We start from the raw sequence: 24,038 nt of genomic DNA on the forward strand, positions 1-24,038 counted from the left end.
CGAAGGGGTCGAGTGCTAATCATTGGGCTTAGCACTCTCCGAGTGAGAGTGACAAAACTTGGATCGGGTCGGTGAGGTCCGCAGGCCGGGTGGTGCAAGGAGCCACAAGGTGTGCAGGCCGTCCGTCGCGGGCACCAGCACGGTCCTTTTGCGTTTCCACCCCGTCCGGGAGGACCACTTCACATGGCCAAGATCATCGCGTTCGACGAGGAGGCACGGCGCGGCCTCGAGCGCGGCATGAACCAGCTCGCCGACGCCGTCAAGGTGACCCTGGGCCCCAAGGGTCGCAACGTCGTCCTCGAGAAGAAGTGGGGCGCCCCCACGATCACCAACGATGGTGTGTCCATCGCCAAGGAGATCGAGCTCGAGGACCCGTACGAGAAGATCGGCGCCGAGCTGGTCAAGGAGGTCGCGAAGAAGACGGACGACGTCGCCGGTGACGGCACGACGACCGCGACCGTCCTGGCCCAGGCCCTGGTCCGCGAGGGCCTGCGCAACGTCGCCGCCGGCGCCAACCCGATGGCCCTGAAGCGCGGCATCGAGCGCGCCACCGAGGCCGTCTCCGCCGCCCTTCTCGAGCAGGCCAAGGAGGTGGAGACCAAGGAGCAGATCGCCTCCACCGCCTCCATCTCGGCCGCCGACACCCAGATCGGCGAGCTCATCGCCGAGGCCATGGACAAGGTCGGCAAGGAAGGCGTCATCACCGTCGAGGAGTCCCAGACCTTCGGTCTGGAGCTGGAGCTCACCGAGGGTATGCGCTTCGACAAGGGCTACATCTCGGCGTACTTCGCCACCGACATGGAGCGTATGGAGGCCTCGCTCGAGGACCCGTACATCCTGATCGTCAACTCGAAGATCGGCAACGTGAAGGACCTCCTTCCGCTGCTCGAGAAGGTCATGCAGTCCGGCAAGCCGCTGCTGATCATCGCCGAGGACGTCGAGGGCGAGGCCCTGTCGACCCTGGTCGTCAACAAGATCCGTGGCACCTTCAAGTCCGTCGCCGTCAAGGCCCCGGGCTTCGGTGACCGCCGCAAGGCCATGCTCGGCGACATCGCCATCCTCACGGGCGGCACCGTCATCTCCGAGGAGGTCGGCCTCAAGCTGGAGAACGCCGGTCTCGACCTGCTCGGCCGCGCCCGCAAGGTCGTCATCACCAAGGACGAGACGACCATCGTCGACGGCGCCGGTGACAGCGACCAGGTCCAGGGTCGCGTCAACCAGATCCGTGCCGAGATCGAGAACAGCGACTCGGACTACGACCGCGAGAAGCTCCAGGAGCGCCTCGCCAAGCTCGCCGGCGGCGTGGCCGTCATCAAGGCGGGCGCGGCCACCGAGGTCGAGCTCAAGGAGCGCAAGCACCGCATCGAGGACGCCGTCCGCAACGCGAAGGCGGCCGTCGAAGAGGGCATCGTCGCCGGTGGTGGCGTGGCCCTCCTCCAGGCCTCCGCGGTCTTCGAGAAGCTCGAGCTCGAGGGTGACGAGGCGACCGGCGCCAACGCCGTGAAGCTCGCCCTGGAGGCCCCGCTCAAGCAGATCGCCGTCAACGGTGGTCTCGAGGGTGGCGTCGTCGTGGAGAAGGTGCGCAACCTGACCGTCGGTCACGGTCTGAACGCCGCCACGGGCGACTACGTCGACATGATCGCCGAGGGCATCATCGACCCGGCGAAGGTGACGCGCTCCGCGCTGCAGAACGCCGCCTCCATCGCCGCGCTGTTCCTCACCACCGAGGCCGTCATCGCCGACAAGCCGGAGAAGGCCGCCGCGGCCGCTCCGGGCGGCATGCCGGGCGGTGACATGGACTTCTGAGCCGGTAACGGTTCAGCCCGTCCGTAGCAGAGGGCGGCCCCGACTCTTCGCCGAGTCGGGGCCGCCCTTGTGCGTTATGCCGCGTTCTCCTGGAAGGACTTCCAGGTGTCGCGCCCCGCGCGCCCCGCGCTGGTGGCGGCGGCCTGCGCCTGGTGGAAGGCGCGGGTGGCGAGTTCGGACGGTGGGGTGTCCCACGTTCCGGTCCAGCTGCGGCCCGCGCGGGCCAGCTCGTAGACGAGGACGCCCGCACCGGCCATCGCCGTGAGCGTGCCGACCCCCGTGAGCACGGCGCCCGCCGTCAGCAGGCGCCGGTCCGGGCGGAACTCGGTCCAGGAGATCTTCGAAAAGGTGCTGTCAGCCATGCGCTCAGGATGCGGGAGGCCGAGGCCCCCCGCATGCCGAGCGACGGCCTGGGGTGACGTCACCGCTTCGGGCCGTCCGAGAGCTTGAGCCAGACGACGCCGCCGATGATCAGGGCGAGCCAGAGGCCCTTGGCCGGGGTGAGCGTCTCGTCGAAGAAGACAGGGCCGAGCAGCGCCGCGCCGACGGCGCCGATGCCGGCCCACACGGCGTATCCGATACCGACGTCGATGGTGCGCAGGGCCAGGCTCAGGGCGAAGAGCGTCAGCAGGAAGAAGGCGACGGCGACGAGCGACCAGGACAGCACCGTGAAGCCCTGGCTGCCGCCCACGGCCAGGGCGTAGGCGATCTCGAAGGCCCCGGCGAGCAGCAGCACCGGCCAGGCGCGGGCGCGGTCCCCGCGCGTGGTGGCCTCGGCGGACGTGTCGGCGGAGGCGGTGGCAGTGGTGGCGGCGGTGGTGGACATGAGGGTTCCTTTCGCGGGGTGTTCTCGTGTTTGCGCGGATCGTGTTTTCGCAGGTCGACGGGTGCGCGGGCGGTCAGGCCGCGCCGCTGAGCTGGAGGCCGACGACTCCGACGATGACGGCGGCGATGCCGAGGAACTTGCGCCAGTCGAGGCGCTGCCCGAACAGGAGCGCGCCGAGGACGACGATTCCGACACCGGCGGACGCGGTCCAGATCGCGTAGCCGACACCGACCTCGAAGGTCAGCAGGGCCTGGCTGAGGAGGTAGGTGGCGATGCCGCCGCTGAGCAGCGTGGCGATGGTCCAGCCGGGGCGGGTGAAGCCCTGGGCGCGGCCGGCGGTGAGGGCGACGGTGATCTCGAAGACGACGGCGAGGGAGAGGTGGAGCCAGTGCATGACGGTGTCCTTGGGTGACGTAAGTGCGGGTGGTTACGCGAGGAGGGAGAGCGCCCGGCGGATCGCGTCCTCGGTGGCGACGCCGTCGATGCGGTGGCTGCCGATGACGATCGTGGGGACGACGGTGAGGTTCATCCGGGCCGACTCGGCCAGCTCACGCCGGTGCTCGGCGGCGTACTCCGGCTCGTCGAGGGCCGCGGCGTAGGCGACCGGGTCGAGTCCTGACTCCTCGGCGAGACGGGCCAGGACCGCCCGGTCCCCGATGTCGAGGTCCTCGCGGAAGTAGGCCGTCAGTACGCGCCGGTGGTAGGCCCGGGACCGCCCGTGCCGGGCCGCGTACCGGGCGCCGCGGAACGCCGAATCGGTGCGGGGCGGCGGCGACACGGTCGGCAGCCGGATCGGCACCCGGTGGTGGCGTGCCATCGGGTACACGGCGTGCTGCCAGATCTCCGGCGGCTGCGGCGGCCCGTGGCTCAACTCGTGGGCGTGGTGGACGACGTCGACGTCGGTGCGGCCGGTGATCGCGCGCTCGACCAGTTCGTCGGCGATCAGGCAGAACGGGCAGACGTAGTCCGACCAGAGGTGGAGCTGAATTCGGCTGCGAGCGGTCACTGCGATCTCCGGTTCCTCGGTGCACTCCGGTGAGTGCGACACGGAGATCGTGTAACTTCACGCCGGTGTCAACTTCAAGGAACGGGCGTCGGCGAGCAGTTCACAACCGCTTCAGGAGGTAGGTCTCATGCGCATCGGTGAGCTGGCGGCTGCCAGCGGCGTCAGTACGCGGTCCCTGCGGTACTACGAGCAGCACGGGCTGATCCGGTCCGAGCGCACGCCCGGTGGCTGGCGCGACTTCGACGCGTCCATGGTCGAGCGGGTCGTCATGATCCAGCACCTGTTCGCGGCGGGTCTCGGCAGCTCCACCATCGACGAGGTGCTGCCGTGCATGGAGGCGCCGATCGAGGAGCGCAACGGCGTCATGGAGCGGCTGTTCGCCGAGCAGGCCGAGCGTCTCGAGGCGAAGCGGCGCGACGTCGAGCGCGAGTTGGACACCTTGCAGGCGCTGCGCGCCGAGACGGCCCTGCCCGGCGCCAAGGTCTGACACGCGACCGGGCCCCACGGAACGCAGTCCGTGGGGCCCGGGTGTTTCGGGGGAGTGCCGGCGGGGTCAGATCTTCGCCGGTTCCCTCGGTTCGGGGTCGGAGCCCGGAGACGCGGGCGCCGGCTGGGCCTCCGCGTGGGCCGCGGGGGACTCGCCCGCGTCGACGTCCTGGTTGAACTCGACGAGCATGTCCTGCGTGAAGCCGAAGTAGTACGTGGCGAGGAACCCGACGACGTAGCCGACGAGCAGGCCGCCGAGGTAGATCGCGCAGGTCAGGCCCAGCCCCTTGTTGCCGTCGAGGAGCGGGAACAGCGCCCAGCCGGACGGGCCGATGGCCGTGGAGCCGACCTGGTAGCCGAGCATCGAGAAGACGCCGATGAACGCGCCGCCCGCCGCTCCGCCGACGCACGCCGTGATGAAGGGGCGGCCCAGCGGCAGCGAGACACCGTAGATGAGGGGCTCGCCGACGCCCAGGAAGCCCGCGGGGAGCGCCGACTTGATGGTCTTGCGGATCGACGTGTTGTGCTTGAGCTTCTTGAAGACGGCGATCGCCGCGCCGACCTGGCCCGCGCCCGCCATCGCGAGGATGGGCAGCAGGACCGTGTAGCCCTGCTGCTCGATGAGCGTGGTGTGGATCGGGATCAGGGCCTGGTGCAGGCCCAGCATGACCAGCGGCAGGAAGAGGCCGCCGAGGACCGCGCCCGCGAAGACGCCGGTGTTCTCCAGGAGCCAGTTGGCGCCCGTGCCGATGGCGGTGGAGACCTCGCCCGCCACGAACATCAGGCCGAAGATCGTGACCAGGCCCGAGATCAGGATCGTGAGCGTGGGCGTGACCAGCACGTCCAGCGACTCGGGCACCCACTTGCGGCACCACTTCTCGACGTAGACCGCGAGCACGGCCGCGCCGAGCGCGCCCAGCACACCGCCCTGGCCGGGGGCCAGCTTGTGCCCGAACGCCGAGATGTCGGCGACGCCCGGGTAGACGATGATCGCCGCGACGGCGCCGCCGATGATCGGCGTACCGCCGAACTCCTTGGCGGTGTTGTAGCCGACGAACACCGCGATCAGCGCCATGAAGCCGGAGGCGATCGCGCCGAGCGCCGGGGTGACCGCGGGCAGCCAGCCCAGGTTGATCATCAGGCCGTTGATGCCGGCGATGATGCCGCAGCCGATCAGGGCCGGGATCAGCGGCACGAAGATGTTGGCGATCCTGCGCAGGAAGAGCTTGAACGGGGTGGCGTTCTTCGCCTTCTGCTGCGCCTTGATCGCGGCGCCCTGGGCGGCGAGGTCGTCGGCGCTGTGCCCGGCGGAACCGCCCGCGGGCGCGGGCTCGGGCGCCGGGGCGGCGGCCCTGCCCTCCTCGACCAGGGTCTCGAACTCGGGCGTGACCCGGGCGACCTTCCCCGGCCCGAGCACGATCTGGTACGTCTCGTCCTCGACGACGCCCATGACGTCGGGAAGCGCCTTGAGCGCCTCGTCCTGGACGAGCGAACGGTCCGCGAGGCCCAGCCGGAGCCGGGTCATGCAGTGGACGACAGAGGTGACGTTCGCTGCGCCGCCGACGAGCGGGAGGATCGCGGCGGCGACGGCGCGGTTCTTGTTCTCGGCGTTATCGGCCATGGTGCGTTGTGCCTTGCTGTGCGGGTGGTGCTCGGGGACGGGCGGGGGACTACCGGGTGGCGGCGGCCGCGAGCGCGGCGCGCAGATGGCCGTCGGACTCCGTGAGGAGGCGTTCGGCCGTGGGGCCGTCGACGTCGCCGAGGACGACGAGGATGGCGTTCTTGACCTCGCCGTCGGTCGCGGCGAGCGCGGCCTCGATGGCGGCGTCGTCGGCGCCGGTGGCGAGGGAGACGATGCGGCGGGAGCGGGCCCGCAGCTTCTCGTTGGAGGCACGCACGTCGACCATGAGGTTCCCGTACGTCTTGCCGAGCCGGATCATGGAGATCGTCGACAGCATGTTGAGCACGAGCTTCTGGGCCGTGCCCGCCTTCAGGCGGGTGGAGCCGGTGAGCAGCTCGGGTCCCACGACGACCTCGATGCCGTGGTCCGCGGCGGCGGCCAGAGCGCTGTCCGCGTTGCAGGACAGGCCGACGGTGAGCGCGCCGTAGCGGGCGCGGGCGTGCTCGACGGCGCCGATCGCGTACGGGGTGCGGCCCGAGGCGGAGATGCCGACGACGATGTCGTTCTCGGTGAGGTCGATGCCGTCCAGGTCGGCGGCGGCCAGCTCCTCGGAGTCCTCGGCGCCCTCGACGGCCTTGACCATGGCGTCGGGGCCGCCCGCGATCAGGCCGACGACCTGGCCGTCCCAGGTGTTGAAGGTGGGCGGGCACTCGGAGGCGTCGAGCACGCCCATCCGGCCCGCGGTGCCCGCGCCCGCGTAGATCAGGCGGCCGCCGCGGGCCATGCGGTCGGCGATGCCGTCGATGGCGGCGGCGATCCGGGGGAGCTGGGCGGCGACGGCGGTCGGCACGGTGGCGTCCTCGCCGTTCATCAGCTTGGCGATCTCCAGCGTGGGCAGCTGGTCGATCTCGGCGAGCTCGGGCCGGAACGCCTCCGTCGTGAGGGTGTCGAGCTGGGCGCGGAGGTCGGCGTAGGTGGAGTCGGCGTCGGGGGTGGCGGTCATCGTCAGGCTGCGGCTCTCTGTGTGTGGCGGGAGGTTCTGTTGCGCCGGGGCGGGGTTGCGGTCACGGGGCGCTGCCCCGGACCCCGCGCCTCAATCGCCGGCGAGGCTTGATTCGTCGAGACTTCCGCGTCCCGGGCGCCTGTGTGCTCCCATCGGCGGCGGGTGCCGTCGGATCAAGCGCCGCTTTCGGACGAGAGCCTGCGGGGTCCGGGGCGGAACCCGTGGCGTCGGGAACGGGGCGGCCGGAGTCATGAGCGGCTCCCCCGCGGAGCGGGCTGGTGGCGGTGGGCCAGGGCCTCGTAGGACGCGGCCAGCGCCGGCGCGGCCGACTCGTACGTGCGTTGCGCGATGCCCACGAACAGGCAGTCCACGACCAGGAGCTGGCTGGTCCGCGAGGACATCGCCGCGGGCCGCAGCTCGCTCTCGCGGGCGATGGACGTCGTGAGTATGTGGTCGGCGTACTGGGACACCGGGCTCCCGGGCCGCCCGGTGATCGCGATCGTCGTGGCGCCCCGCTCGAAGGCGACGCGCAGCGGTTCGATCACGTCGCCGGTCGTGCCGGAGTGCGTGATGGCGACGGCGACGTCCCCGGCGCGCAGCGTCACCGCGTTCGTGACGGCCAGGTGCGGATCGGAGTGCGCGTACGCGTGCCGCCCGATGCGCAGCAGCTTCTGCGCGAGGTCCTGGGCGACGAGCCCGGACGCCGCCATGCCGTAGATCTCGACGCGGCCCGCGCCCGCCATCGCGGTCACGGCGGCGCCGAGCTGCGCGGTGTCGAGCCCCGCGGCGGTGTCGGCGAGGGTCTGCTGCTCGTCGTAGGCGAGCTTGGCGACGACGTCGGTCAGCGGGTCGTCGACGGCGATGTCCGCGGTGACGGCGGGCGCCCGGCCCGACTGCTGCTGGGCGGCGAGCCCGGCGAGCGCGAGGCGCAGGTCCCGGTAGCCGGGGTAGCCGAGGAGGCGGGCGGTGCGGACGACCGTGGCCTCGCTGGTGCCGGTGAGCTCGGCGAGTCCGGTGACGGTCAGGGCGGCGCAGCCGGCCGGGTCCCCGGCGACCGCCTCGGCGACCCGCTGCATGGACCGGGTCATGGACGGCGCGAGGGTGCGCACCTTGGCGGCGAGGGCCGCGGGTGCCGGGGGCGCGTCGCCTGCGAAACTTTCCTTCACGTCATTGCTCACGTATTGAAAGATATTTTCGGGGGCGGGCCCGGTCAAGGGTCGTTCGGCTCACACGTCATGGACGGAGGACCACCGGGCGCACAATTGGGGGTATGGACACCATCAGCCCCTTGGAGCAGGCCCTGCACGCCGCCCGCGCGCTCGTACTCGCGGATCTGAAGGCGGACGACGTGGCGGAGGCGGACATCGTCTCGCTCGTCGAGGAGTCGATCGTCTCGCGGCGCTGGTGGGTGGAGCAGTGGCCGGAAGGCGTGGAGTTCGTGACCGGACTCGTCGCCCAGGACGTCAAGGACGGGATCCTGGAGCGGCACGGCCGCTGGCCGCTCTGCCCGGTGTGCGGCCCCGACTCGGGCGCGCAGGCCCCGCACGCCCTCGACGTGGAGCCCGAGCTGGGCGCCGACCCGCACTGGGTGTGCTCGGAGGCGGGCGTCGTCGTCGCGCCGGTCGGGGGCCTCGGGTCGGTGTCGGGGTGACCGTCTACATCGATCCGCCGAACTGGCCGGGACACGACCGCATGTGGTCGCACCTGGTCAGCGACGTCTCGTACGAGGAGCTGCACGCGTTCGCCGAGCGGCTCGGCGTGCCGCCGCGCGCCTTCGAGCGCGACCACTACGACATCCCGTCGCACCGGTACGGGGACGCGGTGCGCGCGGGCGCCGTCGAGATCGGCTCGAAGGAACTGGTGCGCAGGCTCACGGAGGCGGGCCTGCGCAGGCCTAAAGGTCGACCCTGGTGAGGTCGGGGAGCGCCGCGGCGCCGGAACCCGTGACGACCTTCGAGGCCGTACGCCGGTGCAGCCGCAGCGACACCGCCGTCAGCGCCAGCGCGACGACCGTCATGGCGCCGCCGGCCCAGGCCGTGGCCGGGTAGCCGAGATCCGCGTCGATGACCGTGCCGCCGAGCCAGGGCCCGCCCGTGTTGCCCAGGTTGAACGCGGCGGTCGTGGTGGCGCCCGCCAGCGTGGGCGCCGCGCCCGCGACGTTGAACATCCGGGCGTTCAGGGCGGGCGCCGTGTAGAACGCCGAGAAGCCCAGCAGGAACGACAGCGCCACCGCCGCGACCGCGAAGTGGCCGAGCAGCGCGAGCGCCGCCAGGAAGACGGTCGAGGCCGTGATGCCGGTCAGCAGCACCCCGAAGAGGTGCGCGTCGGCGATCCGCCCGCCCAGCGTCGTGCCGACGAGCGCGCCGATGCCGAAGAGCGCGAGGACGGCGGGCACCCAGCCGTCGGGCAGGCCCGCGACATCCGTCAGGAGCGGCGACAGATAGCTGAACGCGCAGAACACGCCGCCCGCCGCGAGCGCGGTGACCGCGATGGAGAGCCACACCTGACGGTCCGCGTAGATGCTCAACTCCCGCCTCAGGCGCGGCTTCTCGTCCGGCAGCGGGATCCGCGGCACCAGCGTCACGATGCCCGCGAGGGCGATCGCCGACGCGGCGCCGACCGCCCAGAACGCGGAGCGCCAGCCGAGCCCCTCGCCGAGGAACGCGCCCGCGGGCACGCCCAGCACGTTCGCGATCGACAGGCCGCCGATCATCACGGCCATGGCGCGGGCCCGCTGGTTCACCGGCACCATCGCGATGGCGACGGCCGCGCCGACCGCCCAGAACCCGGCGCAGGCGAGCGCCGAGACGACACGGGACGCGAACAGGACCGCGTACGAAGGGGCGAGCGCGCCCGCGATCTGGCCGAGGCCGAACACGGTGATGAGCGAGATCAGGGTGGTGCGGCGCGGCAGCCGCAGCGTCGCCACGGCGAGCAGCGGGGCGCCCACCACCATGCCGATGGCGAAGGCCGAGATCAGCAGCCCGGCCTGCGGGATCGTGACATCCATGTCGTCGGCGACCGCGGGCAGCAGCCCGGAGAGCATGAACTCGCTGGTGCCGAGGGCGAAGACGCTGAGGCCGAGCATGTAGACGGCCAGGGGCATCCTGGCCGTCGTACGGGACTTGGGTGAGCGGAGCTCGGTGTCGGGGGAGTCTGGCGGGGACTGTGGGGACATGTAAGGAGCCAACCGGGGTGTCACGGGTGGCATTCCCGGGCGCGCGGGACGTGGCGCACTGTTCGTACGCCGTTCACACACGCCGCGAGCGGCGGTCAGGGAGCGAGCAGATCCAGCTCGGCGGTCAGGTTCTCGCGGGCCGCCGACTCCCAGTGCGCCCTGCCGTACGGGGTCCTGAACAGGCGCGGCAGATCGAGGAGTTGACGCAGCACCGCAGCCCGCCCCTCCCGGAACGCCTCCACCGGCACGAAGGCGTACTCCTCGCGGACGGCCTTCGTGTACGCCGCGTAGGCGGGCGCGGGGGACGCCAGGATCGCCAGGTCGGCGTCGCACAGCGCCTCGCCGTTGGTGTCGTCGTCCGACGGGTCGTGGCCGACGGTGAGGCGGACCAGACGGGCCACCTCGGCGACGGCGTCCGCCGCCAACCCGGCCTCCGCCAGGGCACGTTCGGCGAGGGCGGCGGAACGCTCCTCGTTCTCCGAACGGTCGGGCCGGTACACCGCGTCGTGGAACCACGCCGCCAGCCGCACCAGCTCCGGCTCCTCCGCGTGCTCCTCCAGTACGTCGATGTGGTCGAGCACCGCCGTCAGATGCGCGACCGTGTGGTACTTGCGCTGCGGCTCGGACCACCGGCCCAGCAGATTGTCGGCGTACGGATACGGGTCCACCCCCGCGTCCGCCGTCACCGCGCGCAGGGTCCTGGCCCAGCGCTCCCGCAGCTCATGGGTGGCCGTCTCGTCGTGGTGGTCCGTCATGGGGTCGACCCTAGGCCCTGTCGTCCCGGGCCCCGCGGCACCCTGCCCCGGAAAAACCGTTCGCTCCGGCAGGACGGTGTCCCGTACACTCGCCCGTCTTGCCCGCCTCCCCGCCCGAAGGACCGTGTCCGTGGTCTCCGGGCGGCCGGAGCGCCGCCGACCGGTCGGAAACCGGCCGGGACCGTCGTATGCGCGTACCCGGATTCGGAGGCAGCACCCCGTGAGCAGCACGTCACCGTCGTCGACCTCGGCACCGGCCGAAGCCTCGCCCCTCGACCGCGAGCGCGAGCACCTGGTCTCGTCCCGCGCCGCCCTGCGCGCCATGCGCGAGGACGCGCAGGCGCTCGACATCCGCGACGTCACCGCGAACTGGGTGAACGCCGAGGTGCTCCAGCGGCAGATCGACGAGCGGATCAAGGCGCTCGCCGACCTCAGCCACACCCCGCTGTTCTTCGGCCGCCTCGACTACCTGCACGCCCCCGGCGCCGAACAGGCCGAGGGCGCCGAGGGCGAGCAGTTCTACATCGGGCGGCGGCACGTGCACGACGCCGACGGCGACCCCATGGTCATCGACTGGCGCGCCCCCGTCTCCCAGCCCTTCTACCGGGCGTCCAAGAAGGACCCGATGGACGTCGCGCTGCGCCGCCGCTTCGGTTACACCGGCGGCGACCTCACCGCGTACGAGGACGAACACCTCACGGACCCCGCCGAGGCCGAGCAGACGAGCAAACTGCTCCAGCAGGAGATCGAACGGCCGCGCGTCGGCCCGATGCGGGACATCGTCGCGACCATCCAGCCCGAGCAGGACGAGATCGTCCGCAGCGGGCTCGCCGGATCGGTGTGCGTGCAGGGCGGCCCCGGCACCGGAAAGACGGCCGTCGGCCTGCACCGCGTCGCGTACCTCCTGTACGCGCACCGGGAGCGCCTCGCCCGCACCGGCACCCTCGTGATCGGGCCGAACGCCTCCTTCCTCCACTACATCGAGCAGGTGCTCCCGGCGCTCGGCGAACTCGAGGTCAAGCAGGCGACCGTCGACGACCTCGTGGCGCACGTGGAGGTGCGGGGCGTCGACGAGCCCGCCGCCGCCCTCGTGAAGGGCGACGCGCGGATGGCGGAGGTGCTGCGGCGGGCGCTGCGCTCGCACATCACGCTGCCGGGCGAGGGCGTCGTCGTGGTGCGCGGCTCCCGCCGCTGGCGCGTCCCTTCCTACGAACTGGAGGAGATCGTCCGCGAGTTGATGGCCCGCGACATGCGGTACGGGGCCGCGCGCGAGGCCCTGCCGCAGCGGATCGCGCACGCCGTGCTCGTCCAGATGGAGCGGGCGGGCGAGGCGCCCGACGACCGCGTGCAGAACGCGGTGGCGCGCAACACCGCCGTGAAGGCCCTGGTCAAGGAGGTGTGGCCGGCCGTCGACCCGGCGAAGCTGGTGCTGCGGCTGCTGTCCGACGCCGACTTCCTCGCCGAGCACGCGCAGGGCGTGCTGAGCGCGGACGAACAGAAGGCCGTGCTGTGGGTGAAGCCGGCGCGGAGCGTGAAGAGCGCCAAGTGGTCCCTTGCGGACGCGGTGCTGATCGACGAGGCGCTCGACCTGATCGAGCGGACGCACTCGCTCGGCCACGTGGTGCTCGACGAGGCGCAGGACCTGTCGCCCATGCAGTACCGGGCCGTCGGGCGGCGCGCGACGACGGGCTCGGTGACGGTCCTCGGAGACCTGGCGCAGGGGACGACGCCGTGGGCGACGCGGAGCTGGGACGAGGCGCTGTCCCACCTCGGGAAGCCGGACGCCGTGGTCGAGGAACTCACGGCGGGCTTCCGTGTCCCGACGGACGTCATCACGTACGCGTCCCGGCTGCTGCCGGACATCGCGCCGGGGCTCGCGCCGGTGGCGTCGGTGCGTGAGAACCCCGGGGCGTTCGAGGTGCGGGAGGTCTCCGGGGACGGGGACGTGGTGGCGGCCTGCGTCGAGTCGCTGCGGAACGAGGGCTCGGTCGGCCTGATCGCGGCGGACGAGCGGTGCGGGGCGCTCGCGGCGGAGCTCACGGAGGCGGGCCTCCCGTTCCTCGCGCCGGGCGAGGAGACGTCGGCGGCCACCCGCCTCACACTGGTCCCGGCGTCCCTGGCCAAGGGCCTCGAATACGACTACGTGGTCCTGGACGACCCCGCGACGATCGTCTCCGCGGAACCGGACCCGCGCACGGGCCTGCGCCGCCTGTACGTCTCGCTGACGCGAGCGGTCTCCGGCCTCCTGGTGACCCACACGTCCCCGCTGCCGCGGCAGTTGACGTAGGGCGGGGTGGGCGTGGGCCGTCCCTGGTGCGTGGCACGGGGCCGTGCCCGGGTGGGCGCTTGCCGTTCTGGTTGCGCGGCGTGGTGCTTTCGGGCTGGGCCGGGGTGGGTGTCGGCCGCGACGCGTGCGCGTCACGGCGGCCTGGCCCGGCTGCCCGCCTATCTCCCACCCTCCCGCCCCTTCCGGGGGCTTGGCCCCCGCGGGTTCGGGGCCCGTGCCAGGGTGGGGCTAGCCGTTGTTGTGACGCGGCACCGCTGATGCCGCCGCCGGGCCTGACACCTCGGTTGCGCGGCACCGTGGTCTGGCTAGGTTGCCCGCTTGTCTCCCGCCCTCCCGCCCCCTCCGGGGGCTCGGCCCCCGTGGGCCCGGGCCGGGGCCGGGGCCGGGGTGGGGCTCGCCGTTGTTGTGACGCGGCACCGCTGATGCCGCCGCTGGGCCTGACACCTCGGTTGCGCGGCACCGTGCTCTGGCTAGGTTGCCCGCCTGTCTCCCACCCGCCCGCCCACTCCGGGGGCTTGGCCCCGTGGGTTCGGGACCTGTGCCGGGGTGGGCTCGTCGTTGCCGTGACGGGGCATCGTTGACGACGTCGGGGCGGGCCGTCTTGTCCGGCCTGCTGCCTTGGGTCTCCCTGGACGGAGTCCGGGGGCACGTTGCCCGACGTGGGTGTCGTCGGCCGCAACGGGTGAGGAAGCCGTGCCGGGGACATGTCACCCACGGCAGCGTACCGGCGGAAGATCGCCCCAGTCGCGTGGGCGGGGGAGCCGAGGGGGACCGCGCCGGTGGTCGTCTGCCGGAGGCCGGGTGTCGGTGTCGGTGTCGGTGTCGGTGTCACGCACGGTCGGCCGCGTTGGTCGCGGTGTCCCGGGCCGGCGCCCCTGGGGGAGATTGGGCGGCGGAGCCGATGGGGCGGTGGAGGTAAGTGATTCGAGCCCCTGCGGCGATTGAGCAGCGTGGGCCGGGGCGGAGCCCCGAGGCGTCGGGGCGGGGGACCGGGACGCTTCGGTGAGGCGCAGCGCGTTACCGGAACCCCGGCGGACCGGGAGCCCCTGGAGGGGGCGGGTGGGCGGTCGCCCCGGCACGGGTGACTCGCCGCGACGACGGTGCCGTCGGACGACCCCCGCGGCACCGACCCCCGCAACGTAGAACCGCCCCGCCGCGCGGAAGCGTCAGGCGTCGACGGTCTCGCGCCACGCGCGGACCGCGTCCGGCGAGACCGGGCCCGACCAGCCCGAGGGGCGGCTCGCCGTGCCGATGTGGAAGGCGGAGATCCCCGCCGCCCGCAGCGCCGGGACGTGGTCGAGGCGGAGGCCGCCGCCCACCAGGATCCGCTGCCCGTACCCGGGATCGCCGGCCGCGGCGCGCCCCGCCTCCGACAGGAGTACGTCGAGGCCCGCGTCGACGCCGTCGGCCGAGCCGGCCGTGAGGTACGTGTCGAGCCCCGGAAGGTCCGCGAGCTGCTTGCGCAGCGCGTCCCGGTCGGCCGCCCGGTCGATGGCCCGGTGGAACGTCCACCGGCACCCGTCGAGCACCTCCACGACCCGCTCGACGGCCGCGAGATCCGGCCCCCCGTGCTCGTCGAGGAACCCGAGCACGAACTCGTCCGCCCCGGCCGCGCGCAGCTCCCGCGCCCGTCCCACCAGCGCGGACACGTCCCCGGCCGCGAACCCGTCCGCGAGCCGCAGCATCACGCGCAGCCGGATGTCCACGGCGGCCCGGACGGCCCGGAACGTGTCCACCGACGGCGTCAGACCGTCCGCGGCCATGTCCGTGACCAGCTCCAGACGGTCCGCACCCCCGGCCTGGGCGGCGATCGCGTCCTCGGCGTCGAGGGCGATCACCTCCAGGACTGCTCGCTTGCTCATGAGGCTCCCAGACAGGTCTAGTCCAATGTCCCGCTCACCTTACGCCGCGTGCACCGTGAACGCAGCCGTCCTGACCTCGCCGTCGTGCTTGAAGTCGAGGAAGAGCCGGTACGTCCCCGCGCTGGGCGCGGTCGCGGTGAAGGCGACCTCGGGTCCCGGCCTGCCCTCGTGCGGGTGAACGTGAAGGTACGCGAGGTCGCCGGAGCGCAGCGCGACCAGATGCCCGTACGCGCCGAGGTAGGGCTCCAGATCGGTGACCGGCTTGCCGTCCTTGCTGACGGAGAGCGTGAGCTCGCTCCCGGCGCCCGCCTTCAGCTCGCCGTCCACCCGCACCTCGTAACCGCCCGCGACGCGCGCCGTCGCGGCGTGCTCCGGCAGCGGCGCCGGCTCGTACGTCCCCGCGACGCCCAGCCCCGCGCCCAGCGTGAGCCCCTTCTCCTCGCCGCGCGGCGTGAAGTCGGCGAAGACGCGATAGTCGCCCGCCTTGGGGAGCGAGACCGGCGTCGACCAGGTCCCGTCGGCGTCCCGCACCGGGTGCAGATGCCGGTACGCGGTGAGATCCCGCGAGGCGACGATGAGGTGCAGCTCCTTGCCGTGCTCCTTCTTGTACGAGGTCACGGGCTCGCCCGCGCCGTGCGCCGCGTCCTTGCCGTGCGGCGCGTCCTTGCGGATGGTGAAGCGCAGTTCGCCCTTGCGGTCGGGGAGGCGGTCCCGCTCCAGGTCGAGCGTGTAGCCGCGCTCGGACACCTGGAGTCCGCCGGGGGTGAGGTCGGCCGCCGTGCTCGCCTCGGCGTGGCCCCCCTCGGCGTGGCCCCCCTCCTGCTCGTCGTGCTGCTCCTCGTGCGCGGCCGGCCGCTTCTCGGCGACGACCGGGTCCGCCGCGCTGCCCACCCCGTACGCGGTGCCGAAGGTGGCGGCTGCGGCCGCGGCGAAGGCGGCGATCTTCAGACCGGTCTGCATGGTGGGCTCCTCGGTGATGCCGGTGTTGCCGGTGGCCGGCGGTCTCGGATGCGGTGCCGTACGGCCGTGGGACGTGCTGTCGGCCGTACACTCATGAAGATACCCCTAGGGGGTATGAAGTCAAGCCGGATCGGCCTTGCGTTTGATACCCCCCAGGGGTATAACTGGATCTATCGAGGGGTACTCGCCCCCGGTGTCGGACTCAAGGAGGCAGCATGTCGGCGCACACCGTCGCCCCGCCCGCGCAGGTGGAACTCGCCATCGGCGGCATGACCTGCGCGTCGTGCGCCGCGCGCATCGAGAAGAAGCTGAACCGGATGGACGGCGTCGAGGCGACCGTCAACTACGCGACGGAGAAGGCGAAGGTCAGCTTCGCGGACGGCGTCGAGGTCGCCGACCTGATCGCCACGGTCGAGGCCACCGGTTACACGGCGCAGCCGCCCGCACCCCCCGCGGCCGCCGAGGAGCAGGACGCGGACGCCGCCGAGGACGACGAGCTCCGCCCGCTGCGGCAGCGCCTGATCACCGCGGTGGTGCTCGCCGTGCCCGTCGTGGCGATGGCGATGGTCCCCGCCCTCCAGTTCGAGTACTGGCAGTGGCTGTCCCTGACGCTGGCCGCTCCCGTCGTCGTCTACGCGGCGTGGCCCTTCCACAAGGCGGCGTTCACGAACGCGCGGCACGGAGCCGCGACCATGGACACGCTGATCTCGCTCGGCACGTCGGCCGCGTTCCTCTGGTCGCTGTGGGCCCTGTTCTTCGGCACCGCGGGCGAACCCGGCATGACGCACCCCTTCGAGCTGACGATCGGGCGCAGCGACGGCGCGGGGAACATCTACCTGGAGGCCGCCGCGGGCGTCACCGCGTTCATCCTCGCGGGCCGCTACTTCGAGGCCCGCTCCAAGCGGAAGGCGGGCGCCGCGCTCCGGGCCCTGATGGAGCTGGGCGCCAAGGAGGTCACCGTCCTCCACGACGGCGGGCACGAAACCACCGTGCCGGTCGGCGAGTTGAAGGTCGGCGACCGCTTCCTCGTACGCCCCGGGGAGAAGATCGCCACGGACGGCACGGTCGTCGACGGCTCCTCCGCCGTGGACGCCTCCATGCTCACCGGCGAGTCGGTGCCGGTCGAGGTCGCGGCGGGCGACGCCGTCACCGGCGCCACACTGAACGTCGGCGGCCGGCTCGTCGTCGAGGCCACCCGCGTCGGCTCCGACACCCAGCTCGCCCGCATGGCCAGGCTCGTCGAGGACGCGCAGAACGGGAAGGCCGCCGCCCAGCGGCTCGCCGACCGCATCTCCGGCGTCTTCGTGCCGGTCGTCATCGCCCTCGCCGTCGCCACCCTCGGCTTCTGGCTCGGCAACGGCGCGGGACTGACCGCCGCCTTCACCGCGGCCGTCGCCGTACTGATCATCGCCTGCCCCTGCGCCCTCGGCCTCGCGACGCCGACCGCCCTCATGGTCGGCACGGGCCGCGGCGCCCAGCTCGGCATCCTGATCAAGGGCCCCGAGGTCCTGGAGACCACCCGCAAGGTCGACACGATCGTCCTCGACAAGACCGGCACCGTCACCACCGGCCGGATGACGCTGCTCGGCGCGCACACCGCCGAAGGCGTCGAGCGCGCGGAGGCGCTGCGCCTCGCGGGCGCCCTCGAGCACGCGTCCGAGCACCCGATCGCGCAGGCCGTGGCGAAGGGCGCCGCCGACGAGGTCGGTACGCTGCCGGCCCCCGAGGACTTCGCGAACGTCGCGGGCCTCGGCGTCCAGGGCGTCGTCGAGGGACACGCGGTCCTCGTCGGCCGCGAGCAGCTCCTGAAGCAGTGGGAGATCCACCTCCCTGAGGCGCTCGCGAAGGCGAAGGCCGAGGCCGAGAAGGCCGGGCGCACGGCGATCGCCGTGGCCTGGGACGGCGAGGCGCGCGCGGTGCTCGAGGTGGCCGACGCGGTGAAGGAGACCAGCGCGGAGGCGATCGAGCGGCTGCGCGGCCTCGGGCTCCGTCCGGTGCTGCTGACCGGGGACAACGAGGCGGTGGCCCGTTCCGTCGCCGCCGAGGTCGGCATCACGGACCCGGCCGACGTCATCGCGGAGGTCCTTCCGCAGGACAAGGTCGACGTCGTCAAGCGCCTCCAGGACGAGGGGCGTTCGGTGGCCATGGTCGGCGACGGCGTCAACGACGCGGCGGCGCTCGCGCAGGCCGACCTCGGGCTCGCGATGGGCACGGGGACCGACGCGGCGATCGAGGCCGGCGACCTCACCCTCGTACGCGGGGACCTGCGGGCGGCGGTCGACGCGATCCGGCTGTCGCGGCGCACGCTGAACACCATCAAGAGCAACCTGTTCTGGGCGTTCGCGTACAACGTCGCGGCGCTGCCGCTCGCCGCGGCGGGGCTGCTCAACCCGATGATCGCGGGGGCGGCGATGGCCTTCTCCTCGGTCTTCGTGGTCGGCAACAGCCTGCGGCTGCGGGGCTTCAAGGCGCAGGTGTCGTAGGTCGGTGTCGTAGATCGGAAGCGTCGGGCAAGGGGCGGTACAGTCGGCTGACTGTGACCGCCCCTTCACGCTGTGCGCACGGCGCGTACGCCCTGCTTGCCCTGTCCGCCGCCGCGCTCGTCGCCCTGTGCGTACTCCAGGGGGCGCCGATGGCGGACGTGGTCGTCTACCGGGCCGAGGGGGCGGCGGTGCTCGCGGGCGGGGGAGACCTGTACGGGTTCACCGTCACGGAGTGGGACCTGCCCGCCACCTATCCGCCGTTCGCGGCGCTGCTGTTCGCGCCGGCGGCGTGGGTGCCGTCGGCCGTTCTCAAGGGGGCCTTCCTCCTCGGCAACATCGCGCTGGTCGTGGCCCTGGTCCGGGTGTCGTGCCGACTCGCGGGGCTGCGGGTGTCGTGGGCGGGGGTGTGCGGGCTCGCGGCGTTCGCGCTGTGGCTCGAACCGGTCTTCCAGACGGTCCTGTTCGGCCAGGTCAACCTCGCGCTCGCGGTCGTCGTCATCTGGGACCTCACGCGCCGCGACGGGGCGTCCGGAAAGGGGGTCGCCCTCGGTGTCGCGACGGGCATCAAGCTCACGCCGGCGATCTTCATCGTGTACTTGTTCCTGACGGGGCGGCGCCGGGAGGCGGCGCGGGCGATGGTGGCGTGCCTCGCCACCGTGGCGGTCGGTGCGCTCGTCCTCCCCACCGCCAGCGTGGACTTCTGGACGCGTCGCCTCTACGAGACGTCCCGTGTCGGGAAGCCGTGGATCGTCGACAACCAGTCCTTGCAGGGGCTGGTGGCGCGGGCGCTGCACGTGGCGGAACCGGGGTGGTGGTGGGCGCTTCCCGTGGCGGCGCTCGGCCTGTACGCGGCGTACCGCCACCCGCGCCACGGCCTGGTGCTGACCGCGTTGACCGGTCTCCTGATCTCACCCATCAGCTGGTCCCACCACTGGGTGTGGTGCGTGCCGCTGGTCGCGGCGACGTGGTCGACGGGCCACCGCCGCGCGGCGTTCGTGTTGGGCCTGCTCTTCACATCCCGCACGATGTGGCTGCTCCCCCACGAGGGCCCCCTGGACCTCCACCTCCCGTGGTACGCCCAACCCCTGGCCTCCCCGTATCCCTTGGCCACCCTCCTCCTGCTCACGTACGCCGTGGCGACGCCCCTTCACCCTCCTCGGCCCGCACCGGGCGCCGCCTTGCCCACCCTGCCGCCCTGGGGGCCCCGGACGGAGTCTGGGGGAGGCAGATTGCCCAAGGCGGTGACGGCTGCCCGTCAGGGCGGCGGAGTCGAGGGGGTAGGCGACGGGGGCCTTGCGGGGGCGGTGCGGGTAGGTCAATTCGAGCCCCTGCGGCGATTGAGCAGCGGGGTTTGGGGCGGAGCCCCAAGGTGTGACGCCGGTTCGGCATGACAGCCCCGCCGCCCCGGGGTGGGGCCCCGGAGCGGCGGGACGAGGACGGGTGGCTGCCCGGAGGGCGGCGTCAGCTCTCCGCCAGGAGGTCGTTCGCGTCGACGATCCGGTACGCGTAACCCTGCTCCGCAAGGAACCGCTGCCGGTGCGCCGCGAAGTCCTGGTCGATCGTGTCGCGCGCGACGACCGAGTAGAAGCGCGCCTCGTGCCCGTCCGCCTTCGGCCGAAGCACACGGCCCAACCGCTGCGCCTCCTCCTGCCGCGACCCGAACGTCCCCGACACCTGGATCGCGACCGTCGCCTCCGGCAGGTCGATCGAGAAGTTCGCCACCTTGGAGACGACCAGGACCGAGATCTCGCCCTCCCGGAACGCGTCGAAGAGCTTCTCCCGCACCGCGTTCGTCGTCTCGCCCTTGATGACCGGCGCGTCCAGGTGCTCGCCCAGCTCGTCGAGCTGGTCGATGTACTGCCCGATGACCAGCGTCTGCTCACCCGCGTGCTTGCGGACCAGCGCCTCCGTCACCTTCTGCTTCGACGCCGTCGTCGCACAGAACCGGTACTTCTCCTCCGTCTCGGCGGTCGCGTACGCGAGCCGCTCCGAGTCCGTGAGGTTGACCCGCACCTCGACGCAGTCGGCGGGCGCGATGTACCCCTGCGCCTCGATCTCCTTCCACGGCGCGTCGAACCGCTTCGGCCCGATCAGCGAGAACACGTCGGACTCCCGCCCGTCCTCACGCACGAGCGTCGCCGTCAGACCGAGCCGCCGACGCGCCTGGAGGTCGGCCGTGAACTTGAAGACCGGCGCGGGCAGCAGATGCACCTCGTCGTACACGACGAGCCCCCAGTCCCGGGAGTCGAACAGCTCCAGGTGCGGATACACGCCCTTCCGCTTGGTCGTGAGCACCTGGTACGTGGCGATGGTGACCGGCCGGATCTCCTTCTTCGTACCGCTGTACTCGCCGATCTCGTCCTCGGTCAGCGATGTCCGCTTCACCAGCTCGTGCTTCCACTGCCGGGCGGACACGGTGTTGGTGACGAGGATCAGCGTGGTCGCCTTGGCCTCGGCCATCGCCCCGGCGCCGACGAGCGTCTTGCCCGCGCCGCAGGGCAGCACGACGACTCCGGAGCCGCCGTGCCAGAAGTTCTCGACGGCCTGCTTCTGGTACGGCCGCAGCGACCACTCGGTCTCGTCGAGCTCGATCGCGTGCGCCTCGCCGTCCACGTACCCGGCGAGGTCCTCGGCGGGCCAGCCCAGCTTCAGGAGCGTCTGCTTGATCTGCCCGCGCTCGGAGGGGTGCACGGCGACGGTGTCGGCGTCGATGCGGGCCCCGACCAGCGGCGCGATCCGCTTGGACCGCAGCACCTCCTCCAGGACCGGACGGTCGGTGCTGGTGAGCACGAGCCCGTGCGCGGGGTGCTTGCTGAGCGTGAGCCGCCCGTAGCGGTCCATCGTCTCGGCGATGTCGACGAGCAGCGCGTGCGGCACCGGGTACCGGGAGAACTGCACGAGCGCGTCCACGACCTGCTCGGCGTCGTGCCCGGCGGCCCGCGCGTTCCACAGCCCGAGCGGCGTCACCCGGTACGTGTGGATGTGCTCGGGGGCGCGCTCGAGCTCGGCGAACGAGGCGATCGCCCGGCGGCAGTCGTCGGCCTGCTCGTGGTCGACCTCCAGCAGGAGAGTCTTGTCGCTCTGGACGATGAGTGGACCGTTCACGTACGCACATCCCTTCGGCACAAGGCACGGACACAAGGCACGGGCCAAACGTCCAGTGTGCCGCATCCCGGCGAACGCGGGCGGCGGTCAGCTGTCGGAGAGCTCCGCGACGCCCGTCACCCGGTGCAGCGGGTACGTGCGGACCTCGTCGGCCGTGTGGTCGTAGGCCGTGACGAAGCCGCCCTCGACGCGGACGGGGGCGATGACGCGCTGGCTGGCGGCGCCCTCCGCGTTGACGTAGCCGATCCACAGGGCCTCGCCGGTGAGGACGGCGGCCTGCATCGTGGCGAGGGTCTCGGCGGACGTGGTGCGGGGCAGCTCGCCGTTGCCGGGGTGGGCGGGGGCCTGCTTGCGGGGGGCCGTGGAGGCGGCGTCGCCCGCGCGGATGGCCCGCAGCGCCGCCTCGACGAGGGTGTCGTCGGGCAGCGGAGGGCCGTCGGGGACCGGCTCGGGGGCCGTGCGGGGCGGGGTGCGGTGGGCGTCGACGCGGGCGATCAGGACGTCGCCCTCCGGGGTCTCGGCGGCCGGGGCGAAGCCCATGGAGCGCAGGCCTTCGAGGAGCGTGCCGGGGTCGGCCTGCGCCGCGAGGACGGTGGGCGCGAGGCGGCGGAGGCGGAGCGGTGCCGCCCGCTTGTCGGCCAGGATCTCGCCGAGCACGGCGTCGTCGTCGCAGCGCACGTAGGCGCTCGCCGCGCCGATCCGCAGGTGGCCGTGGCGGCGGGCGACGTCGTCGATCAGGTACGCGAGGGGCTGCGGGACCGGCGTACGGGAGTGCTCCGCGAGGAAGGTCTGCAGGTCGGAGGCGGTGCGTCCCGCGTCGAGCGCGCGGCGCACGGAGCCGGGCGTGAACCGGTAGACGGTGGCGCCGCCCTTCGACTCGACGTCGGCCAGGACGGAGAGGGCGTCCGCGAGGGGCCGCTCCAGGGGGCCCGGCGCGACCGCGGTGAGGTCGGCCTGGAGGAGGACGTGGTCGAGGGGCTCGGGCAGGAGCGGCGCGAGCAGCTTCGCGGCGGCCCCGGCCGTGCCGGCCGCCCCGGCGGGGGTCGCGGGCGCCGTACTCACCTGCGGCCGGCCGCCCGTAAGCAGCGCTCGGCCGTGGGACGACAGCGCGCCGCGGCCCGTGATGCCGAGGAGTTCGCACTCGGCCAGGGTCCAGTGGGCGAGCCGGGTGCGCAGGTCGAGGGAGGCGGGGGAGGGGCGCTCCCACGTGAGGCGTTCGATCACGGACTCGGGCTCCGGGGAGGCGCCCTCGGGAAGCTCCGTGTGCAGCAGGGCGAGGACCCGGTGGCGTACCTCGGGGGCCGCCGAACGGTCCAGGTGCGGGCCGAGCGCGGACAGCGTCCGGTCCTTGCCGTCGCGGCCGCCGACCAGGCCGGCGGTGCGGGTCGCCGGAAGCCAGGCCGCGGCGAGCCGCTGCCAGCGTTCGGCGGGCGGGAGCAGCACCCACTCGTCGTACGCGGGAGTGGCCGCGTACCGCTCGTCGGCCTCGCCGTCGGACGCCAACAGGCCCGCCGCGTAGGCGAGTTCGACCCAGAACGCGGCGGTCTGCTCCGTGGTGTCGAGGGCGGCGGCGGTGCGCTTGAGGTCGCGGACGCTGAGGCCGCCGGCGCGCAGGACGGCGGGGCCGCCCTCGTCCCAGTCCTTCAGCAGCTCCTCGACCGTCGTCACGGCGGTGTACGCCTCGGCGGCCGCGGTCGCGTCCACAACCTGTGGACGGTGCGCGGCCTTCTCCCGCACGGGCGGCGCGACGGGTTCCAGTTCGCGGTGCGCGCGCCCGCCGCGCAGGTGCAGCGCCACCTCGCGGGGCAGCACCACGGTGCCGGGCGTGGTCGGCACCAGCAGGGCGCGGTCGAGCAACCACCGCAGGTGCGCCGCCGGTTGGGCCGTGACCTGGCCGTACGGAGGTCCCCACACGAGCCGGTTCAGCACCTCGACGGACTCGGTGGGCGCCTCGTCGAGCAGCGCCGACATCCGCTCCGGGTCGGTGAACAGGGCGGTGAGCGCGGCGATCGCCGACACCGGGTCGTGCGTCGACGGCAGCCCGGCCGCCGCCACGATCTCCTGCACGCGGCCGGGCGACATCCCGGACGTGGCCTCCGCGACGGTCGGGCCGAGACCGGTGGGGGAGGGGTGCTGCGGAGTGGGCGCGAGGAGTTCGCGGGCCGTGCGGACGAGCCGCAACTGGTCGTCGCCGCCCCAGGCGAGGGCCTGCTCCCGCAGCGTGCCGACGGCGCCGGGCAGCGCGGCCTCCGCGTCGTCGCCCGGCAGCAGCCCGCGCAGCGTCTCGTACGTCGTCGGGTCGGGCGCCACGGCGAGGGCCTGCGCCACCTGCTGCGTGAACCGGTCGAGGCGGTCGAGGGCGCGGACGACGGAGGCGCGGGTGCCGGCGCGGGTGGCGAGCTGCGTCATGTCGTTCGGCACGGGACCGAGCAGGTCGGGGCGGGTGCGCAGGAGCGCGGCGAGGGACCCGTCGTCGCGGGCGCGGAGCGCTTCCGCGAGCGAGCGGGGTGCTGCTGCGGCCGTCTGCTCGTCACTCATCCCACCCACGTTAGCCGCCCCACCCCACCACCCCGCTGTTCCGCCTTCGGTCTTTCAGGCCCCTGCGGCGCTTGAGCAGCGGGGGCCGGGGCAGAGCCCCGGTGGCGGAGGGACGGACTACC

Annotated in this window: 20 protein-coding genes; 7 read left to right on the forward strand and 13 right to left on the reverse strand. The window is 72.9% G+C overall.

What is annotated here, in order from left to right; genetic code table 11:
* The first annotated feature begins 183 nt into the window (after positions 1-183).
* Positions 184-1,806, forward strand: a complete 1,623-nt coding sequence (groL, locus tag ACTWJ8_RS21805) for a chaperonin GroEL (protein ID WP_356375535.1) — start codon at positions 184-186, stop codon at positions 1,804-1,806.
* 74 nt (positions 1,807-1,880) lie between these two features.
* Here groL and ACTWJ8_RS21810 read toward each other — a convergent pair whose 3' ends face one another.
* The 4 genes from ACTWJ8_RS21810 to ACTWJ8_RS21825 all read right to left on the reverse strand — a co-directional run bounded on the left by ACTWJ8_RS21810 (position 1,881) and on the right by ACTWJ8_RS21825 (position 3,638).
* The gene (locus tag ACTWJ8_RS21810; protein WP_356375532.1) at positions 1,881-2,168 is read right to left on the reverse strand and encodes a hypothetical protein; all 288 of its coding nucleotides are present in this window, start codon (positions 2,166-2,168) and stop codon (positions 1,881-1,883) included.
* 59 nt (positions 2,169-2,227) lie between these two features.
* Positions 2,228-2,632, reverse strand: coding sequence for a DMT family transporter (locus tag ACTWJ8_RS21815; protein ID WP_443260062.1), 405 nt, complete (start codon positions 2,630-2,632; stop codon positions 2,228-2,230).
* Between the two features lie 73 nt (positions 2,633-2,705).
* The gene (locus ACTWJ8_RS21820) at positions 2,706-3,026 is read right to left on the reverse strand and encodes a DMT family transporter (protein WP_443260063.1); all 321 of its coding nucleotides are present in this window, start codon (positions 3,024-3,026) and stop codon (positions 2,706-2,708) included.
* A 33-nt stretch (positions 3,027-3,059) separates the two neighbouring features.
* Positions 3,060-3,638 (reverse strand): DsbA family oxidoreductase, encoded by a 579-nt coding sequence (locus tag ACTWJ8_RS21825; protein WP_443260064.1) that lies wholly within the window; start codon positions 3,636-3,638, stop codon positions 3,060-3,062.
* Between the two features lie 127 nt (positions 3,639-3,765).
* On the opposite strand from ACTWJ8_RS21825, the gene ACTWJ8_RS21830 reads away from it, so the two are divergent.
* Positions 3,766-4,125 (forward strand): MerR family transcriptional regulator, encoded by a 360-nt coding sequence (locus ACTWJ8_RS21830; protein WP_356375522.1) that lies wholly within the window; start codon positions 3,766-3,768, stop codon positions 4,123-4,125.
* A 66-nt stretch (positions 4,126-4,191) separates the two neighbouring features.
* Here ACTWJ8_RS21830 and ACTWJ8_RS21835 read toward each other — a convergent pair whose 3' ends face one another.
* From ACTWJ8_RS21835 to ACTWJ8_RS21845, 3 genes are all read right to left on the reverse strand, one after another.
* Positions 4,192-5,745 carry a PTS transporter subunit EIIC gene (locus ACTWJ8_RS21835; protein WP_443260065.1) on the reverse strand — a complete coding sequence of 518 codons (1,554 nt, stop codon included), beginning with the start codon at positions 5,743-5,745 and terminating at the stop codon, positions 4,192-4,194.
* Positions 5,746-5,794: 49 nt separating this feature from the next.
* Entirely contained in the window at positions 5,795-6,748 is a 954-nt protein-coding gene (murQ, locus tag ACTWJ8_RS21840; protein WP_443260066.1) for an N-acetylmuramic acid 6-phosphate etherase, read from the reverse strand.
* Positions 6,749-6,996: 248 nt separating this feature from the next.
* Positions 6,997-7,926, reverse strand: coding sequence for a MurR/RpiR family transcriptional regulator (locus ACTWJ8_RS21845; protein ID WP_356375514.1), 930 nt, complete (start codon positions 7,924-7,926; stop codon positions 6,997-6,999).
* A gap of 92 nt (positions 7,927-8,018) precedes the next feature.
* On the opposite strand from ACTWJ8_RS21845, the gene ACTWJ8_RS21850 reads away from it, so the two are divergent.
* On the forward strand, positions 8,019-8,399 hold the full coding sequence (locus tag ACTWJ8_RS21850) for a hypothetical protein (RefSeq protein WP_356375511.1): 381 nt from the start codon (positions 8,019-8,021) through the stop codon (positions 8,397-8,399).
* Positions 8,396-8,662 (forward strand): DUF4031 domain-containing protein, encoded by a 267-nt coding sequence (locus tag ACTWJ8_RS21855; RefSeq protein ID WP_356375508.1) that lies wholly within the window; start codon positions 8,396-8,398, stop codon positions 8,660-8,662. Before ACTWJ8_RS21850 ends, ACTWJ8_RS21855 begins: the two co-directional genes overlap by 4 nt.
* On the opposite strand, the gene ACTWJ8_RS21860 is transcribed toward ACTWJ8_RS21855, so the two are convergent.
* Positions 8,643-9,854, reverse strand: a complete 1,212-nt coding sequence (locus tag ACTWJ8_RS21860) for a Cmx/CmrA family chloramphenicol efflux MFS transporter (RefSeq protein WP_356375991.1) — start codon at positions 9,852-9,854, stop codon at positions 8,643-8,645. The two genes, ACTWJ8_RS21855 and ACTWJ8_RS21860, sit on opposite strands and share 20 nt — an antisense overlap.
* Before the next feature lie 167 nt (positions 9,855-10,021).
* Positions 10,022-10,681: an HD domain-containing protein gene (locus ACTWJ8_RS21865; protein WP_356375505.1), complete on the reverse strand. Its 660-nt coding sequence runs from the start codon at positions 10,679-10,681 to the stop codon at positions 10,022-10,024.
* Between the two features lie 322 nt (positions 10,682-11,003).
* Between ACTWJ8_RS21865 and ACTWJ8_RS21870 the strand changes: the two genes are divergently transcribed.
* Positions 11,004-12,968, forward strand: coding sequence for a HelD family protein (locus ACTWJ8_RS21870; protein WP_443264961.1), 1,965 nt, complete (start codon positions 11,004-11,006; stop codon positions 12,966-12,968).
* A 1,166-nt stretch (positions 12,969-14,134) separates the two neighbouring features.
* On the opposite strand, the gene ACTWJ8_RS21875 is transcribed toward ACTWJ8_RS21870, so the two are convergent.
* Positions 14,135-14,830 (reverse strand): copper homeostasis protein CutC, encoded by a 696-nt coding sequence (locus tag ACTWJ8_RS21875; protein ID WP_443260067.1) that lies wholly within the window; start codon positions 14,828-14,830, stop codon positions 14,135-14,137.
* 39 nt (positions 14,831-14,869) lie between these two features.
* Positions 14,870-15,790, reverse strand: a complete 921-nt coding sequence (locus ACTWJ8_RS21880; RefSeq protein WP_443260068.1) for a hypothetical protein — start codon at positions 15,788-15,790, stop codon at positions 14,870-14,872.
* 215 nt (positions 15,791-16,005) lie between these two features.
* Here ACTWJ8_RS21880 and ACTWJ8_RS21885 point away from each other — a divergent pair, with 215 nt between their 5' ends.
* Together ACTWJ8_RS21885 and ACTWJ8_RS21890 are read left to right on the forward strand one after the other, a co-directional pair.
* Positions 16,006-18,273 (forward strand): heavy metal translocating P-type ATPase, encoded by a 2,268-nt coding sequence (locus ACTWJ8_RS21885; RefSeq protein ID WP_443260069.1) that lies wholly within the window; start codon positions 16,006-16,008, stop codon positions 18,271-18,273.
* Positions 18,274-18,326: 53 nt separating this feature from the next.
* Positions 18,327-19,664 (forward strand): glycosyltransferase 87 family protein, encoded by a 1,338-nt coding sequence (locus tag ACTWJ8_RS21890; protein ID WP_443260070.1) that lies wholly within the window; start codon positions 18,327-18,329, stop codon positions 19,662-19,664.
* A gap of 70 nt (positions 19,665-19,734) precedes the next feature.
* Here the strand turns inward: ACTWJ8_RS21890 and ACTWJ8_RS21895 are convergent, their stop codons facing one another.
* Together ACTWJ8_RS21895 and ACTWJ8_RS21900 are read right to left on the reverse strand one after the other, a co-directional pair.
* Positions 19,735-21,378, reverse strand: a complete 1,644-nt coding sequence (locus tag ACTWJ8_RS21895) for a DNA repair helicase XPB (protein WP_356375493.1) — start codon at positions 21,376-21,378, stop codon at positions 19,735-19,737.
* Between the two features lie 87 nt (positions 21,379-21,465).
* Entirely contained in the window at positions 21,466-23,916 is a 2,451-nt protein-coding gene (locus tag ACTWJ8_RS21900) for a helicase-associated domain-containing protein (protein ID WP_443260071.1), read from the reverse strand.
* Between the last annotated feature and the right edge of the window lie 122 nt (positions 23,917-24,038).

This window comes from Streptomyces sp. SDT5-1 (genome assembly GCF_052245995.1).
Classification (GTDB): Bacteria; Actinomycetota; Actinomycetes; order Streptomycetales; family Streptomycetaceae; genus Streptomyces.